At 57.9% G+C, this 15600-nt stretch carries 12 protein-coding genes and 1 tRNA gene; 2 read left to right on the forward strand and 11 right to left on the reverse strand.

Annotated features, from left to right (window positions below; all coding sequences use genetic code 11):
- Positions 1-466 precede the first annotated feature (466 nt).
- Together DESLA_RS0102145 and DESLA_RS0102150 are read right to left on the reverse strand one after the other, a co-directional pair.
- Entirely contained in the window at positions 467-1201 is a 735-nt protein-coding gene (locus DESLA_RS0102145) for a metal-dependent hydrolase (RefSeq protein WP_028571204.1), read from the reverse strand.
- 390 nt (positions 1202-1591) lie between these two features.
- Positions 1592-1873, reverse strand: a complete 282-nt coding sequence (locus DESLA_RS0102150; RefSeq protein ID WP_028571205.1) for a hypothetical protein — start codon at positions 1871-1873, stop codon at positions 1592-1594.
- Between the two features lie 270 nt (positions 1874-2143).
- On the opposite strand from DESLA_RS0102150, the gene DESLA_RS0102155 reads away from it, so the two are divergent.
- Positions 2144-3400 carry an AAA family ATPase gene (locus tag DESLA_RS0102155; RefSeq protein ID WP_028571206.1) on the forward strand — a complete coding sequence of 419 codons (1257 nt, stop codon included), beginning with the start codon at positions 2144-2146 and terminating at the stop codon, positions 3398-3400.
- A 260-nt stretch (positions 3401-3660) separates the two neighbouring features.
- On the opposite strand, the gene DESLA_RS18215 is transcribed toward DESLA_RS0102155, so the two are convergent.
- Both DESLA_RS18215 and DESLA_RS0102165 read right to left on the reverse strand, forming a co-directional pair.
- On the reverse strand, positions 3661-4284 hold the full coding sequence (locus DESLA_RS18215) for a UbiX family flavin prenyltransferase (RefSeq protein ID WP_051434299.1): 624 nt from the start codon (positions 4282-4284) through the stop codon (positions 3661-3663).
- A gap of 8 nt (positions 4285-4292) precedes the next feature.
- Positions 4293-5702, reverse strand: a complete 1410-nt coding sequence (locus DESLA_RS0102165; protein WP_028571207.1) for a UbiD family decarboxylase — start codon at positions 5700-5702, stop codon at positions 4293-4295.
- A 98-nt stretch (positions 5703-5800) separates the two neighbouring features.
- Between DESLA_RS0102165 and DESLA_RS0102170 the strand changes: the two genes are divergently transcribed.
- Positions 5801-5877: transfer RNA gene (locus DESLA_RS0102170), tRNA-Arg, on the forward strand.
- Between the two features lie 115 nt (positions 5878-5992).
- Here the strand turns inward: DESLA_RS0102170 and DESLA_RS23635 are convergent.
- The 7 genes from DESLA_RS23635 to wecB form a co-directional block, all read right to left on the reverse strand.
- On the reverse strand, positions 5993-6172 hold the full coding sequence (locus DESLA_RS23635) for a type II toxin-antitoxin system HicA family toxin (protein WP_084031818.1): 180 nt from the start codon (positions 6170-6172) through the stop codon (positions 5993-5995).
- Positions 6169-6387, reverse strand: a complete 219-nt coding sequence (locus DESLA_RS0102175; RefSeq protein ID WP_028571208.1) for a type II toxin-antitoxin system HicB family antitoxin — start codon at positions 6385-6387, stop codon at positions 6169-6171. The genes DESLA_RS23635 and DESLA_RS0102175 overlap by 4 nt, the downstream gene beginning before the upstream one ends.
- 459 nt (positions 6388-6846) lie before the next feature.
- Positions 6847-7521, reverse strand: a complete 675-nt coding sequence (locus DESLA_RS0102180) for an HAD family hydrolase (RefSeq protein WP_028571209.1) — start codon at positions 7519-7521, stop codon at positions 6847-6849.
- A 38-nt stretch (positions 7522-7559) separates the two neighbouring features.
- Positions 7560-8564 carry a DUF4434 domain-containing protein gene (locus DESLA_RS0102185; protein WP_028571210.1) on the reverse strand — a complete coding sequence of 335 codons (1005 nt, stop codon included), beginning with the start codon at positions 8562-8564 and terminating at the stop codon, positions 7560-7562.
- Positions 8565-8598: 34 nt separating this feature from the next.
- Entirely contained in the window at positions 8599-12054 is a 3456-nt protein-coding gene (locus DESLA_RS0102190; protein WP_028571211.1) for an NfrA family protein, read from the reverse strand.
- Complete coding sequence (locus DESLA_RS0102195; protein WP_028571212.1) at positions 12051-14321, reverse strand: glycosyl transferase family protein; 2271 nt, start codon at positions 14319-14321, stop codon at positions 12051-12053. Before DESLA_RS0102195 ends, DESLA_RS0102190 begins: the two co-directional genes overlap by 4 nt.
- A gap of 4 nt (positions 14322-14325) precedes the next feature.
- Entirely contained in the window at positions 14326-15504 is a 1179-nt protein-coding gene (wecB, locus tag DESLA_RS0102200) for a non-hydrolyzing UDP-N-acetylglucosamine 2-epimerase (RefSeq protein ID WP_028571213.1), read from the reverse strand.
- Positions 15505-15600: the final 96 nt, after the last annotated feature.

The following is a 15600-nucleotide window of genomic DNA, read 5'->3' on the forward strand; positions in this document are numbered from 1 at the left end:
GGAGATGGCCGTTTCCAAATTGCCGGTTTGTTTCAGATTTATGACTTCAGAGTTCCCTGGATGATTCTCCAAAAATCTCAAATCAAAAAGAAATGGTATCTGCTCAGCACATTTTACGTCCGCTCTTGTTCCGGCAATCGGGGTCGGGGTCGGTATCGGAATCGAAACAGGAAAAATTAAGAACGCATCCCAGCGTTTTCGATCCCGATTCCGATTCCGATTCCGACCCCGACAACAGCATTGCTTTGTGCTGAGTAGTTACAAATCATCAATCCTCAATCCTTCCGGTAAATTCAGAACAGTCAACTCCCCTAACTGAGTGTTGAAAAAGTCCTTATCCGGCAGTCCGTTCAAAAAAACCAAGTGCAAGGAGCAAAAAAAGTTCAAGGTCGAAGCGTATTTATTCATACGTGAGAGTTTGAACTTTTTGCAGCGACGCAGCAATTGGGAGTTTTTCAACGGACTGCTAATCCCCGGCGAGTCGGGCCACGAAATCCAGGCTCTGCTTGCCCATGATCAGGGTCTGGCCGGGCTTCATGGCGTTGAGCCGCACTTTCGGGGCGTGGATGCCCAATTGTTCGGCGAAGTTGTCGCAGTTCTGCTCCAGAACCGGGAACGAACCCCAGTGCATGGGCACGACTTCCCCGCACTGGAGCAGGGCGCAGGCCATGGCCGCCTGCCTGGGGTCCATGGTGAACACTCCGCCGATGGGCAACAGGGCCAGGTCGATGTTGAACATTCGCCCGAAGAGTTCCATGGACGAGAAAATGCCCGTATCTCCTGCGTGATAGACGCAGGTCCCGTCTTCCAGGGTCAGGATGTAGCCCACGGCCAGACCGGTTTCCGAGGAGTGCTGGGCCTGAACCATGGTCGCCTGGAGAGTATGGAAGGACACCGTGCCGCCGATGTTCATGCCGATGCCGTTGACCACCTGATCCGCGGGCAGGCCGAGGTTTTTGAGCTTGGCCACGGTTTCCACGATGCCCAGCAGGTGCGCTCCGGTTCGTTTGCAGATTTCAACGGCCTGACCGACATGGTCCCCGTGATCGTGGGTGATCAGCACCAAATCCACCTTGTCCAGGGCTTCGTGCGTGGTTCGCGAGGACGGGTTGCCGTCGAACCAGGGGTCGATCAGCACGCTCAGGCTGGGTGTGACAATCTGAAATGCGGCATGTCCATGCCAGATCAATCGATGTTCCATTACGAGCCTCCTGTTGACGTCGAGGTGAAGATCAGAGGGCACTGCGCGGTTTTACATATCCTAAGGAATATGGCTGTTACTGAAATACCGTTTTTGAATTTGGTAGTGCAGGCATCTTGCCTGCACGGACAGGCAGGATGCCTATCCTACCATTGAGACATGCCTCTTGCCCAGTCTTGCAGAGCAAAAAGCACGGGTGGGGCAAAAACGGTACATCAGCATCCGCCAACTCCCTAAGTCAGCAATTCGTTCAAAACCAGGTGCAGGAGCAAAAAGTTCAATCGCAGGATGCTATTTTTCATATGCGAGAATTGGAAATTTCTCAATGTACCTGAGTGTGGAAACTTGAGAGGCGGGTTTGTACCCGAACCCCGATCCTCATCGCCGGTTTCAGTTTTCCCCGGCGATGGCACCTTCTCCTGTTTCATTCGCTTGCGCCCTTCCAGGTAATACCAGCGCAGCGCCTCTCGACGGACCGCGAACGATCAGGAGCCAGATACGATTGCTTCCACTCCAAATGTCGTTTAAAGGCTTCAGCATTTGGTACATTATCGGTTTTCCGAAGCCAGTACCGGGTTTGAGGATGGCTTCCCGATACGCGTGATAAGGTTCCGGTGGGACACTGGCCTTCATGACCTTCTCCCATTCGTCAACAGTAATCACGGTTTTCATCCATCATTTCCTCCGAAGTTGGCTTTATGCCCCGCTCTTGTGGTGATTATATGGCTGCCGCATAAAGCTAACTTCAGCACAAAGCATAAAGCTGACCTCGGATTTAGGAAGGATTTGGCAGGCGTTTCTCAATATGCTGAAATAGCATGTCAAATGCGGACAATTTTATCAAAAAGTGCTTGTCAAATCAGCTGGTGTTAAGGCCGGGAATTTGGAGGGGCGGATTTTTGTGAATTCCGCATAATAACACTGTTAGCAGAGGAAAAATGCATGAGTAATACCCTAAAACCTGGAGATGTATTTGTCCCAGGCCAATTCCCCATCGAAGAGTCGAATGCCTACGCAGACCGAGGGACTCCCCAAAAAGATACTGCGACGGCTCTAAGGCGGGGTTACGTGCCCTTGGTATATGGCGGATATGGCGTCGGTAAGTCGAGTATGGTAGCTCGTGTCGCTAAGAGCTTTGAACATGAAAACAAATTGGTTTATGTGGAAACAGTCTACGCGAAATCGCTTGATGCCATTTTTAAACAGGTTCTTGAAGCGCTTGGCTATGAAGTTACCGTCCAGCGTACGACGCAAAACAACAATAAGACAACATCTAGTGTAGGAACAGAGGTCGAAGGAGGAGTCTTCCAAGTTCTGAAAGCCAAAGTCAAAGGTGGATTGTCAAAAAGCAGAGAAGACAATCAAACAATCGTTAATGAATTAGTTGTCACATCACCTACGGAATCAAAAATAATAGATGTATGCGAAGAGAACGGTATTCTTCTGATTATAGATGAGTTGCATCGAGCTGATCAATCACTTACAAATGATCTAAGTGCCTTTTTAAAAGCATATGCAAATAAAAATTGTAAAAAATTTAAAATTGCATTATTGGGTACTGAGAATGAGGCATCTCGGCTTGTTATTAGTGATCCTGGCACAGATAGGTTGCTGGAAGAAATATCCCTTCCGCCTTTGAGCGCATTGGAGGCGGAAGAAATAATCTCAACTGGCTTTCCAAGGCTTGAAATAGCAGTTTCACAAGAAGTCAAAGATGATCTTGTTAAGTATTCAGTGGGCTCGCCTTTTGTATTGCAGTTTCTTTGCCTAGAGGTTTCAGAAGCTAGTGAAGAAGAATCAAAGCGACCGATTCGATATGAAGATATTGAAGTTGCTTTAAAAAATTATGCACGTCGAAAGGCTCAAAGATTAATTCGAGAATACCGCGCGGCTATAGAAACTAGTGGCGACAAGCGTTATCGAAAGCAGATACTGCTAGCCATGGCAAATAGTGATGATGAATATGTCACTATGGAGTTTCTTGTCGAGGAGATATCGAAGTCACTTGGTGAGAGCGTTCCCGCCACTGCTCTCTCTGGACCGTTAAGAGCACTTAAAACGGAAAAATATGGCTCAATCCTAAGAGATGTAGAGAATCCCGCTGGTGGTGGCAGGCTCTCTAACTATTCTGGATTTTCTGATCCAGCTATGAAGGCGATTATTAGGATGGTAGAAGCGTCACCTGTCGCAATTGGCTAACAATACGGTCAACGGGACCGCTTTTCCGCGCCGCCTTCGGCTCTACTCCAAAGCGGCCCGTTACCTCGGCGTTGGGCTTTCCCAAATCACTCCGAGAGGAACCGGAACTATCAACCGTTATACCCCCCCCAAAAAAAAATGGCGGCTATGTCGACTACAACCCCGTTTTCGTCAGCTTGCGAAGCCGAGCGGTCCAGGCGTTGCTGACCAAATTCCTTGGCGCATCACCTCATTCATCAAGTCAGCTTCAAACGCCTTCCTCATTCCCCTGCCAAGCCAACAGTTATCGCGCGGGAAGAGGGGGCGACGTTGTGCTGTTCACCCCATCTGGGAGTCAGGCTGTGATCGATCCGCAGGGCGTCCAGGATTCGGCCGGCCAGTTGGTCTACAAGTTCCTGCAAGGTGCGGGGGCGGTGGTAAAAGCCGGGACTGGCCGGCATGACCACGGCTCCGGCGCGGGTTGCGGCGAGCATGTTTTCCAGGTGTATGGCATTTAAAGGGGTTTCCCTGGCGACGAGAACCAGGGGGCGGCGTTCCTTCAAGGTGACGTCCGCGGCTCTATGGATCAGGTTGTTGCCCAATCCGTGCGCTATGGCGGCCAGGCTGGCCATGGAACAGGGACAGACCACCATGCCCTGGTGCTGCCAGGAGCCGCTGGCCGGAGGCGCGGCAAGGTCGTCCTGAGCGTAGCTGCAATGCGCTTTGCCCAGCAGACTCTCCTGGGGCAGGCCCAGTTCCTGGTTCCAGACCAGCCATCCGGCCTGGGATACGATCAGGTGCAGTTCGCAGAAATTTTGCAGATACCCGGCCAGGGTTTCGGCATAGGCCATGCCGCTGGCTCCGGTGACGGCCAGGACGATGCGGTTTCGCGCGGGTTGGGACATATTGGAGGCTACCTTTGTTGGAGGGTTTGCCAGAGTCGTTGGATGGTCTCGGAGAAGCGCGGATCGGAATGGGTCGGCATGCGCCGGGCCGGAGGCTTGGCCCGGGCGTCCAGGAGCAGTTTTCCGCCTTGTCCCGGCGTTGTCGATGGATGCCATGGGGCCAGCGGACCCTGAATGCGGACCATGTCGCGGTCCGGGTCCAGGCAGTTGCCCAGGCGCCAGAGAACCTGGGAAACGTCCGCGCAGTCCACGAATTCATCCACGGCCACCAGAAAGCGAAACCGGCGCAGCTCGCGTTCCTCGCTCAAGCAACGCAGCAACTCCAACGCATTTGGTGCATCATGCTGGTCCGAGTCCAGGACGACGAACAGAAAGTTTTGGTAGATGCCCTCCATGGGCAGGGCGATGTCCCGGATTTCGAGATATGCGGAGCACAGTCGGGCTCGGAGCATCGCTTCCTGGGCCTTGGCCATCCAGGTGCTTTCCGAAGGTGGTGGGCCGGCGACGATGCACGGCAGGATCGGGGCCGCTGCCTGGGAGATGGCACGTAACCGGAGGACCGGGCAGGGGCGTGGAGTGCTCAGCAGTCCGGTGTGGTTTCCGAAAGGGCCTTCCAAAGCCCGTTCTTCAGGTAGCGCGTACCCCTCCAGGACAAATTGGCTTGTGGCCGGGACCAGCAGGTCTACTGTGCGGCAACGGGCCAACGACAGCCGGGTGTTCGTCACGCGGGCCGCGAACTCCAACTCGTCCACCTCCCGCGGCAAGGACAGCCCGCTGGCCAGGAGCACGGACGGAGGCACGCCCAGGGCCACGGCGACTTCCAGTGGTCGCTTCATCGCTTTGGCCGCTTGAAAATGTTCCGCCGCGTCGCTGCCCGGATGCCAGCCCAAGGTCGCTCTGGTATTGTCCAGGATTTGGATTCGGTAGATTCCCGCGTTGCGCCGTCCGGTCCGGGGATGCCTGGTTACGACCACCCCGGCCGTCAGACAGGGCCCGACGTCGCCCGGCCAGAGCGTCATGCGCGGCAGGTGCTGAAAGGTGGCCTCAGGTCCGGTAAGGGAATGTTCCTGGCAGGGCGGTTCATCCACGATGTCAAAAAAATCATCGTGATGATCCGCATCGCCGGGTGTTTCCAGTGCAAGACTGGATTTGCCCAGAAGAAGGCGGTCAGCCTCGTTCCCGAAGTCTCGGAGCGAGGCATGGTTCAGGGCCAGGGCGATGCGTTCTTCCGAGGCCAAGGCGTTGGTCAGGATGGGATGCTTCGAGTCGCGGACGTTCCTGAAAAGCAGAGCCGGTCCTTGCTCGCGTACGGCCATGGCGCTCAGGGCGGCTATTTCCAAGTGGGGGACCACCGGCGCGTCGACGACCATCAGGGCATCGCGTCGGGCAAGTTCCTCCAGAAAACGCGGTAGGTCCATGGGACGGAGTGTAGGCGATCCCCGGAAAAAAACCAATCACGGCCAAATTCGAATTCCTTGACAATCGTTCAGCCGTAGATGTAAATGTACCCTCTTTCGGGCAATTAGCTCAGTTGGATAGAGCGTTGGCCTCCGGAGCCAAAGGCCGCAGGTTCGAATCCTGCATTGCCCACCAAAAAATCAAGGGTTTACGATGAAAAATCGTAAACCCTTTTTTGTTGTCTTTTCATACCCACCTGCGCGTCAATTGCGGCGATTCAAGTGGAAGATGTTTTTGAATTTTGAAACGCTCAAATAACGCTGAGGTTTTTCAGAATTTTTATAGCCAGTGGTTCTTTGACTTCAGTATGTCTCGGGACAGCTTCCACAACGCCGGTGCGGGGGTTGATCCACAATGAGTGCGCACTGCCCTCCCTTTTCAGATAGCAACCAGCCATGCGCAGTCTTCGCTCTAAATCTCTTCGCTTCATCCGACCATGACCTTTTCCTGGATAGCATCGGCAGGAAGGCCGCGAAGAATGTCCGCCATTCGATCCTCCAGAATCATTTCAATGGCCTGCCGCAAGCTCTCCTTTGTTTCCTCAATGGTTTCCCCTTGGCCGTTGGCTCCGGAAATCTCCGGGCAGACCGCCCAGTAGCCGCCTTCTGGGGCTTGCTCAATGATGGCTGTTAATTCAGCTTTCATAATTTCCTCACGGTTCGCTGTTTGCAGTGCGCGATATAGGGCCCTAATTCAACTCACCCCGAAATTTCCTCGAAAGCCGGAACACAAACACCTTGCGCGGCTTCAGGGTGATGACTTCGCTGGTCGCTGGTTGTTGGGTCGGGATGCCATGAAACTCTGTCCTCCCGGCCCAAACATCTGGACGCGGCCTTACGAGAATCGGCTTCAGCTATGGTGAATTCATCCTCCAGGGCCGCTCGCTCTCGGATGAACTCGGGGTCATGAACAAAATTTTGGCGGGTCCGCTCATGGTCATGGTTCAAGCTCCTTCAGTCCGGCCAGGGCAGGTAGGGTGCGCCGATCCGCACCAGTTGGCAAGTGCACGATGAAGGGAAAAGTGCTCACGCAGGCCTTGGAACGAGCTCCACTTTCAGCTTGGTGCCGGTGGTCTGGGCATATCTGATGTTCTAGTCTGCACGATCAACAGTCAGCAGCCAACCATTCCAGCAGTTCCATTGGGGTGCGCAGGACCACGCGTGCACCGGCGGCGCGGAGTTCTTCAGGGCCGCGGAAGCCCCAGGCCGCGCCGAGCGGGGTCATGCCGGCGGCCTGGGCGGTGCGCATGTCCACATCGGAGTCGCCGAGAAAAAGAATGGCGCCGGGGTGCAGCCCCAGGTGCTCGGCCGTCTCCAGGGCCGTGGTCGGGTCGGGTTTGCGGGGTTTGTCCGGATGCGCGCCCATGACCACTCGAAAAAGGTTTGCCGAGAAAAAGTGGTCGACCATGGCCAAGGTGGCGTCGTGGGGTTTGTTGGACAGTACGGTCATCGGAACGCTCTTGTCCCGCAAGGCGTTCAGGAGGTGGTCGATCCCGTGGTACGGCTTGGTCTTGTTGGCCCATCCGCGGGCGTAGACCTCTCGCATTTCCGAAACGATCTCGGCGACCCGCCGATCTTCGCGGCGTTCTTCCTCCGGCATGGCCCGGCGGACCAGCATGGTCACTCCGTTGCCGACGAATCGCCGGTAGGCGTCCAAGGGGTGCGTGGGCCAGTGGTGCTCGGCCAAAACCGTGTTCATGGCGTCGGCCAGGTCTTCCAGCGTGTCGAGCAGGGTTCCGTCAAGGTCGAAGATGACGCCTTGGAATGGAGCGGTGGACATCAATGCATCTCCGGTGGAGCGTTGAGGTGTGTCATGGCTCATTCCTGTTTCAGTCCAGAAATGCCCAGATATGTTACATAGTCGGTATACAAAACCTCGGCGAGGGTGTTGCCAGCCAAGGGGTGGAGGTAATCCGGGATGCTGAAGGCCACGATGTCGTTGCCCGCGAGGGTTTGGGCCTGGAGCAGTTGTTGTTCGATTCGTTCCATGGGCGCTGGAATAAAGCCGAGGCCGTCTTCCGTCGGGGCGAAGGTTTCCACGATGACGCGAAGACGCGCGCCGGTCCGTGGGATGGATGCCGCCAAAGCCTCAAGGTATGCCGCTGACTCGGCGTGCAGAAGACGTTCGGTACCCAGGCCGTCCTGGTACAGCACTTCCGTGATGTTTCCGGACTGAGCCAGGTCGGCCATGAGCGCGGCAAATCCGGCTGGATCGTTGTGTCCGGTGGCGAAGCACGAGACGGTCACTTCCACTTCCGGGGAGAGTTCGCGCAATCCGTCGGTGAGCCGGGCCAAATGCTTAGTGAGCCGGTTCAGGCGTTCCGGGTCGATCCAGGTGGCGTCGTCGATTTCCTGTGGAATATAAAAACCCGCGAAAACCGGATCCTTGCCGTATCGCTCGACCAAGGTCCGGGCCAGGGAAAGCTGGTCCTGGAGCAGGCGGTTCAGGAAGACCTCCACAAGTCCGGCTTCATTCTTGATTTTTTCCCACCAAGCGCGGTCTTCAGTCAGGCCGAAACGGACCGACAGGCCATGCCGCCTCGCCGCATCGACGAGCAGGTCCACGGCGGGAGCGGGATCGACGCGGTCGTGGGGAACGTCCATGCGCTGGTCAGGGGTCAGTCGCCAGAAAAACGCCGGTTCGGTGATCAGCGACCACTGGAGGATGATTTCCCGGACTCCCATGGCCTTCAGGTCCGCGCAAAGCGTGTCCCAGGTCTGCTCGGACCATTCGGCGTGACGGTCCCAGATCTGGATGAAGGTGGCGGAGAAAGCCGGGGGAGAATCGGCCCGGACTGGAAGCGCGCCCCAGGTCAGGGCCAAGCTCGTCAGCAGCGCCCACCAGGTAACCCGGAGTCTAGAACCGGAACAAAAGTGTCGCGAAAAGGGCGTCGATTTGATCGTCCTGGATGTTGTCCACATTGAATACTCTGCCGATTTTGTAGGTCAAAAGGAGTTCCACGCTCTTGCGGGGCAAGGTGTACTTGTCCTCGTCGTACAGGTAGCGGGCCGAAAGGCCGAGGCCGCCTTCGTAAAAAGAGACGTCGTCGGCCCTGGAGCCTGACCACCATTTGGCGTCGGCAACCAGAAACGGCGTGAGGATCATGTTGTCGTGCACCTTCCAGTTAAAGCCTTGGCGGCCCTCCACATAGGCGGCCAGTCGGGAGGGAGACTCCAGGTAGGCGTCGACTTCCCCGAACAGAAATGAGTAATTCCAGAACGTTTCATTGGGACGGATTCGGTCCGAATCGTCGAACAGGGAAAGCATGGCCCGGGCGACCCAATTGTCTTCGCCCTCCCCGGAAAGAGCAAAGAGCCGTTCCACTCCCAGGTTCAGGTTGTACTGTTTCAGGGGCTTGTAGCGCAGGCCCAGGGCCGCTTCCCAGGAGTTGTCCCGCACGCGCAGGCTGTCCGGCTCCATGCTCCAGCCCAGTCGCCCGATGAGCTTGAATATTCGGTGATCCTGGAATCCCCATTCCGGCGGGATCCAGCCGAGTTCGATCCCCGATGACGTACGCAGCACGTCCCGGCCCGGCGCGGCCAATCCGCCGAGGGTTCCGGTTTTGCCCGAAGTGTAGGTCAGCCAGAAATCCAGGTCCACGGCATTGCGCAAGGCGCGTATTTCGCCGCGCATCCTCCGGACGTCCTCGGCTACGGCTTGGGCCTGTTCTTCACCTTCCATGGGGCGCAGGGGAGCGTTGTCGATGGCGTCCATGAAGTGCTCCACGGCCTCATCGTTGTCGCCCTGGCGCATGGCGATGTAGCCCAAATCCTGATGCACCGCGAGGAAGTCCGGCTCGTGCAGGGCTGCTTCGCTCAAAAGAGGCCGGGCTTCGTCCAGGTGGTCCAGGCCCAGAAATTCGTAGCCCGACGCCATCAGCATCGCCGGCGTTCCGTGCAGGTTGGCGGCTTGCGCGAAAGCTTTGGCCGCGGCTTGATGATCTTCCTTGCGACGATAAATCCCGCCCAACTCAAACCAAAGCTCCGCGAGCCGCTCATCGCCGTGCTCTCGATTCTCGGTCCAAGCCAGTGCGTCCCGATAAAGAGCCTCTGCTTCGTCCAGGCGATCGAGAGCTCCGCTGATTCGCGCCAGTAAGACGATTCCCGGAGGTTGGTCGTGCTCCGGAAAATCGGTTTGATCCAGAACGCGAAGCAGGTCGTCGGCACGTTTCGCATCCCCACTGGAAAACGAGGCCCTGGCCAGGCGATAGCGTGTTTCCGGGGTGTCTTGCAGTTTCAGGGCCTGTTCGTACCAGTCGGCGGCCAGATCATGGCGGGCAAGTGCCTCGTTCAGATAGCCTAAAAGCATCAGCACGGGGTACTGTTCTGCTTTCGGCAACACGCTCAGATCCGTATCCAAATCCGTCTGCCCACGCATGAACGGGGCTTGGCTGAGAGAGTACAGGGCCAGGCCGGGTTGATCGAGGCGTTGATAGGATCTGGCCAAGCCGATCCAGGCCATATCTCCGGCGCCAAGCTCGGCCGCCCGGGCAAAGGCGTCCCGAGCCCGGCGGTAAAGGTCCATCGAGGCCAGGGCATAACCAAGCCGGAGCATGCGTCCGGGCTGTTCGCCATCTCGAATCACGGCGCGTTCCAGGGCTTGCAGCGCCCGGATGCGCTCGCCTTGGCCGATGAGGATGTCCACGGAGGATTCCGCGATTCGAGCGGCTTCTTCCGGTGGGAGACCGGGTTGATCCTCGGCTTGTTCAAGAAAGGCCACGGTTCGTTCCGGCCAGCCTGGCAGGGCCCGGACTTCTTCCAAGCGGGCCAGGCGCAGCAGAACGTCGGCTCGCTCCGATCCGTCAGCCGCATCCTCCAGAAGAGTGACCAGGACGTCGCTTGCCTGGTCCGGCCTGTTGCCCTCCAAAAACAATCTCTGTGCGCGTTCCAGGAGGTCCGCTCGCTTTTCCGCGTCCACCGCGGGCAAGTCCGCGGCGCGGAGCAGGGTCAGCGCCGCGGCGTCCGGACTGCCGACCTGTCGCTGCAGATGCGCCGCGGACTCCATGGCTCGAAGTCGGTCCTTTGGGTCGGCATCGGTGTTACCGGCCAATTGCAGGGACGTGGCGATGGCTTGGTCCATCCGTCCAGCCCTGGCCCAGAACCCGACGATCATTTCCGCCATGGCGGAATCCTTCAGTCCACCGGCTTTCCAGGCTTTTTCGTAGTTTTGGGCCGCGATGTCAAAGCGTTCCTCCTTCACGGCCAGCGCACCCAGGGTGGCCCAGGATGCCGGAGTGAGGTCGTCTTGGGCGGCCTGCTCAAAAGCCAGACTCGCTCCTCGGAAGTCGCCGAGACGCTCGCGGATGACGCCGAGCATGACCAGGGCCCGCTTGCGCTTTTCCGGGTCGGTGGTCTTTGCGAGGATTTCAGCGTGTTGTTCGGCTTCCTGGAGCTGTCCGAGGTCGAAAAGCAACTGCGCGAGATGCTCGCGGGCTTGCTGATCACCTGCTTCCACGGCTCGGCGGTAGTGCTCCGCGGCCTCACTGGGAAGGTCGGCGCGCAGAGCCAGTTCGGCCAATCGCGGTTCCAGGCTGGGGGGGGGCTGGTTCACGGTGGATTGCAGAAGCAGCGATCGTGCTCTTGCGTATTGCCCCACATGGATGGCCTCTTCGGAGGCGGCCGCGAGGGCTTGTTCGCGGGTTTCCCTGGTTTTGGCCTGGATTGCGGCTGTTTCCAGCGAGTCCAGGGCCAGGGCGTGCTCACCGAGAGCGGAAAGGGCGAATCCTCGGACCAGGTTCGGTGACCACGAGAGCTCTTCCTGGACTGATCCGTCGAGAAGAGCCAGAACTTGGTGGAAATCCTCCCGAGCCATGGCCCGGTTGACCAGGGTCAGGAGGATGTCGTTGTGTTGTTTCTCGGAGATATCCGCTAAACTCAGGGCCCGTTGAAAATCGACCTGGGCTTCGTCCCAGCGTCCCAGACGGTCCAGTGCCCAGGCCCGATACAAAAGCGGGACCAGGGCGTTTGGTCGGTTTTCCAGAATCCGACCGGCGTGTTCGACGATTTCAGGGTCATTTCCAAACTGCTCCAGCAAAACGATCAACTGGAGCCGTACGTTGTCCTCAATGGGGTCGATGTCCAGCAATGCCCGCAATTCGTTGGCCGCGCCATGAATGTCGCCCTTGGCTTGCAGCCGATTGGCCATGTCCTGGTGCGGCCAGGTACGGTTCGTGCGGAGTTCCCGGGCAATGACGCCTTCGCGTTCCCGAGGGATCTCAAACCTGGGAAGTTGTTCCTCGGCATGCGTGGCCCAAGGGAGGAAAAAAAGGACAAGGCCGAGGAAAAACAAGACGCGAACAAGGAGGTGCTTCATGCATCGGTTCCGGAGATACGGGTCGAAAGAGATTCCAATGTTGCCTGATCGATCACACCCATGTCGGTCAGAATTGTTTCCAGCTGTCTGGTCTTTCTGTTTTGTAAGTGCAGGGCTTCATCCAGTTGGGCTTGCGTTATGACACCTCGCTCCAGGAGACAGGTTCCCACCGGGGCGATGTCCCGTCCGTTCTCCAAGCATGATTTGAGTTCGCTGAGACTGGATCTGTCCAGATGTCCAAGTGCTGTAAAAACTTCTCCGAGACTCCGGTATCCCTTTCGCTGCCTCTTGCGGGCCTCGGCGAGTTGTTCCGGAGTGAGCAGTTCCAGACGGAGGAGTTCCGCTGTGAGTTTCTCTTCATGCGATTCTCGTGCCAATCGATCGTAGCCAAAGCGTATCGCGAAGGACAGGTCGCCGCGGGTGGTCAGACGCAACTCGACCGGACGGTCGATGTCGCTCGCCAATTGTCTGATTTCATCGGAGTCCGGCATGGATTCCATGGCCAGGATCAAGCCTCCGTTCGGGGAGAGACCCACCGGAAAGAGGCGTTGTCGTCGGGCCATGCCGAGCGGGACCATGGCAATGACCTCTTTGTCCACGGCATACGGATCGACGGGGGTAGTCTGAAGGCTGAGTTGGATCCCCAGGGTCTGTAAAAGTTTGTCCTCTTCAATGACGCCCATGTCCTCCAGGATCGCGCCCAGAGGTTGGCCGGTGGCTTTTTGACGCTCCAGGGCCGTGTCCAACTGGGCCACGGTCACGAACCGGCGATCCAGCAGCAAGTCGCCCAACCGGCGCCGATAGCGGACCAGTTCTTCTTCACTCGGGTAGGAGTGGTCGGTCTTGTCCCAGGCCACGGGGGCCCCGGTGAGCAGGTATCGGACGTAAAGCCTGATGGCCCGGATGGTGGCGAAAAAATTGATGACGTTGGCCCAGATCAATCGGAAGGGGCTCAGGGCGGCCTGAGCGATGTTATAGGTTCGGGCCACGTACCAGGCCCGCATGCCGAGCTGCCAGAGCAGCAGGCCAAGGTTGGCCAGCATCAGATGGAAAAGGATCGTTCCGCCGGTGACAACCGGGGGGTAGCGATAGGCGTCGGGGAAGAAATACACGTAGCCCCAGACGGCCAGATAGACCGGCACCAGGATGTTGGCCAGCATGTTCACCTGATTGGTGATCAATCCAACCCTGTCCCTGGCCAGCATGTACCGGGTCCAGAATCCGCCCACCCAGCCGATGGTTTCCCAGGCCTGCAAGGTGATGCCCAAAATCCAGCGTGATTTTTGGCGGACCGCGGTGCGAAAGGTGCTGGGGAAGAATTCCCGAACGCCGATATAATCCCGCTTGCGGGCAGAATATTCACGGCCGGTCAGGCGGCTTTTTCGGCGCACGGTGCGCTCAAAGGCCACCCGGGAGAATATCTGGCGCACTCCGGGAACGTCGCCCAGGCGGATGCCGAAGTCGTAGTCTTCGGTCACCGAACCGATGGTGAAAAGGCGATTCTGATTCTTTTGAGCCAGGCCGAGCAGCAATTTTCTGGAAAAGGCCGTTCCGACTCCGGCGGAGGGGAGGTTCCCGGTGAGCAGCTCCCGGACGACCATGTCTCGGGAGTGGTTCGTGGCGAACTCATCCAGGTAGGTGCCCATGGTGAATTGCCACCACTTGGGTTCCATGGGGAGAACCGGAACCTGGACCATGTCCATCCGGGGAATCAGGTAATTGAAGAGTTTGAGAAGCATGGGATGGAGGATGTCTTCGGAGTCCTCCATGACGATGATCTCGAATTCGGTGCCGTGCTCCTTCTCGTAATGGCGGATGCCCTCGAAAATCCAGTTCAGGCAGTCGGCTTTGGAGGTCGGACCGTCCTTGGGGCAAACGATGCGCTCCACGTTGCCGAAGCGTTCCCGAACAAGGTCCACTTCCCGCTGCGTGGCCGGGTCATTGGGATACGTACCGACGAAAAAGACGTAGTTGGAATAGTTGAGCACCTTGATGGAGTTTTCCAGCATGCGACTGATGACCGCGGACTCATCCCAGCATGGAATCATTATGGCGATGAACTGTTCGGGGCGGCCCGTCAGGTCGGCTTCGGTGAGGTGCTTGGACTTTCGAAACCCGAAGATGAACACTCGCCGCCAGACTTCAATGCCGATGCGGACCAGGTCGATGAACAGATCGCTGAGCCCGTTCAGAAAAAAGACCAGTCCGAAGACCCACAGGCCGGCCTTCAGAAAGATGAGCAGAACGGGCAGGAAATCCAGAAGCATGCGCTTATGCCTCAACCTCGGAACAGGTTCCGAAGAAGGTTTCTTCCGGGAGCAGCAAGGGACGTTCTCCGCGCAGAAAACGCCTGGTCGCCAGGACGATGCGCCGCGATGCCCGGCCGTCGCCGAAGGGATTGCCGGTCCGGCGTATGATTCGGGAAACCTCGGACCGCTTGGCGAGCACCTCGCCGACGGCTTGAATCACTGTTTGGGGGTCCGTGCCCACTATCCGGGCCTGACCGCAGTCCACGGCCTCGGCGCGTTCGGTGACGTCGCGGGTGACCAGGACCGGTACGCCGAATGAAGGGGCTTCTTCCTGCACGCCTCCGGAGTCGGTCAGGATCAGTTCGGCTTGGTACATCATCCGAACAAATTCCAGGTACGGAACGGACGGGAGCAGAACGATCCGGTCATGGTGTCCGAGGATTTGTCGCGCGGTTTGTTGGACAATCGGGTTGGCGTGAACCGGAAACACCGCGACCACGTCCGGATGGTCCTGAACGATGGTTTCCACGGCCCGGCAAATATTTTCCAGGCCTCGGCCCCACGATTCCCGGCGGTGAGCCGTGACCAGAATCAGTCGGCGGCCCTGGAGGCGGCTTTGGACGTCCTGGGCCAGGGGGCCCAGTTTGTCCGCGAAATGCAGCAAGGCGTCCACCACGGTATTGCCCGTGACGGCGATGTTCTCCGCTGGGACGTGCTCGGCCAGCAATTCCAAGGCCGCCGAGTCCGTGGGCGCGAAGTGCGGTCCGGTCAGGATGGAGACCAGGCGACGATTGGCTTCCTCGGGAAAAGGGTTTTGGAGGTCATGGCTCCGCAGGCCTGCTTCCACGTGTCCCACGGGCACGTGATGATAAAACGCGGCCAGGGCCGCGGCCAGGACCGTGCTGGTATCGCCCTGGACCAGGAGCAGATCCGGACGGTGGCTTTTGATTTCCTGGTCCATGACGCGGAGCACGTCCGCGGATATCTCTGCCAGGGATTGGCCCGGGCGCATGATTTCAAGGTCGCGGTCGGGTTGTAAATCGAAGGAGTCCAGGATCTGCGTCAGCATTTCCCTGTGCTGTCCGGTACTCAACACCCGGACCGAGAACTCATCGGGGAAGTCGCGAAAAGCGGCGATGACAGGGGCCATTTTCACGGCTTCGGGCCGTGTTCCGAGAACGATGTCGATGGAGTGGGGCATGGGAAAGGGGTTGGGGTTGGGGGATGGGTGGGGAGGTACTCGCTTGCCGCGTCTTTTCTATTCACTTCTGAACCGAAACACCAGAGCGTAAGGTGG

This window comes from Desulfonatronum lacustre DSM 10312, from assembly GCF_000519265.1.
Lineage (GTDB): Bacteria > Desulfobacterota > Desulfovibrionia > Desulfovibrionales > Desulfonatronaceae > Desulfonatronum > Desulfonatronum lacustre.

Bases quoted from the DNA above. Each gene is read 5' to 3' on its own strand.
- DESLA_RS0102190 (WP_028571211.1), bottom strand. From the start codon at position 12,054: ATGAAGCACCTCCTTGTTCGCGTCTTGTTTTTCCTCGGCCTTGTCCTT.
- DESLA_RS0102165 (WP_028571207.1), bottom strand. From the start codon at position 5,702: ATGGACCTACCGCGTTTTCTGGAGGAACTTGCCCGACGCGATGCCCTG.
- DESLA_RS0102145 (WP_028571204.1), bottom strand. From the start codon at position 1,201: ATGGAACATCGATTGATCTGGCATGGACATGCCGCATTTCAGATTGTC.
- wecB (WP_028571213.1), bottom strand. From the start codon at position 15,504: ATGCCCCACTCCATCGACATCGTTCTCGGAACACGGCCCGAAGCCGTG.
- DESLA_RS0102155 (WP_028571206.1), top strand. From the start codon at position 2,144: ATGAGTAATACCCTAAAACCTGGAGATGTATTTGTCCCAGGCCAATTC.
- DESLA_RS18215 (WP_051434299.1), bottom strand. From the start codon at position 4,284: ATGTCCCAACCCGCGCGAAACCGCATCGTCCTGGCCGTCACCGGAGCC.
- DESLA_RS0102175 (WP_028571208.1), bottom strand. From the start codon at position 6,387: ATGAAAGCTGAATTAACAGCCATCATTGAGCAAGCCCCAGAAGGCGGC.
- DESLA_RS0102195 (WP_028571212.1), bottom strand. From the start codon at position 14,321: ATGCTTCTGGATTTCCTGCCCGTTCTGCTCATCTTTCTGAAGGCCGGC.
- DESLA_RS23635 (WP_084031818.1), bottom strand. From the start codon at position 6,172: ATGAAGCGAAGAGATTTAGAGCGAAGACTGCGCATGGCTGGTTGCTAT.
- DESLA_RS0102180 (WP_028571209.1), bottom strand. From the start codon at position 7,521: ATGTCCACCGCTCCATTCCAAGGCGTCATCTTCGACCTTGACGGAACC.
- DESLA_RS0102150 (WP_028571205.1), bottom strand. From the start codon at position 1,873: ATGAAAACCGTGATTACTGTTGACGAATGGGAGAAGGTCATGAAGGCC.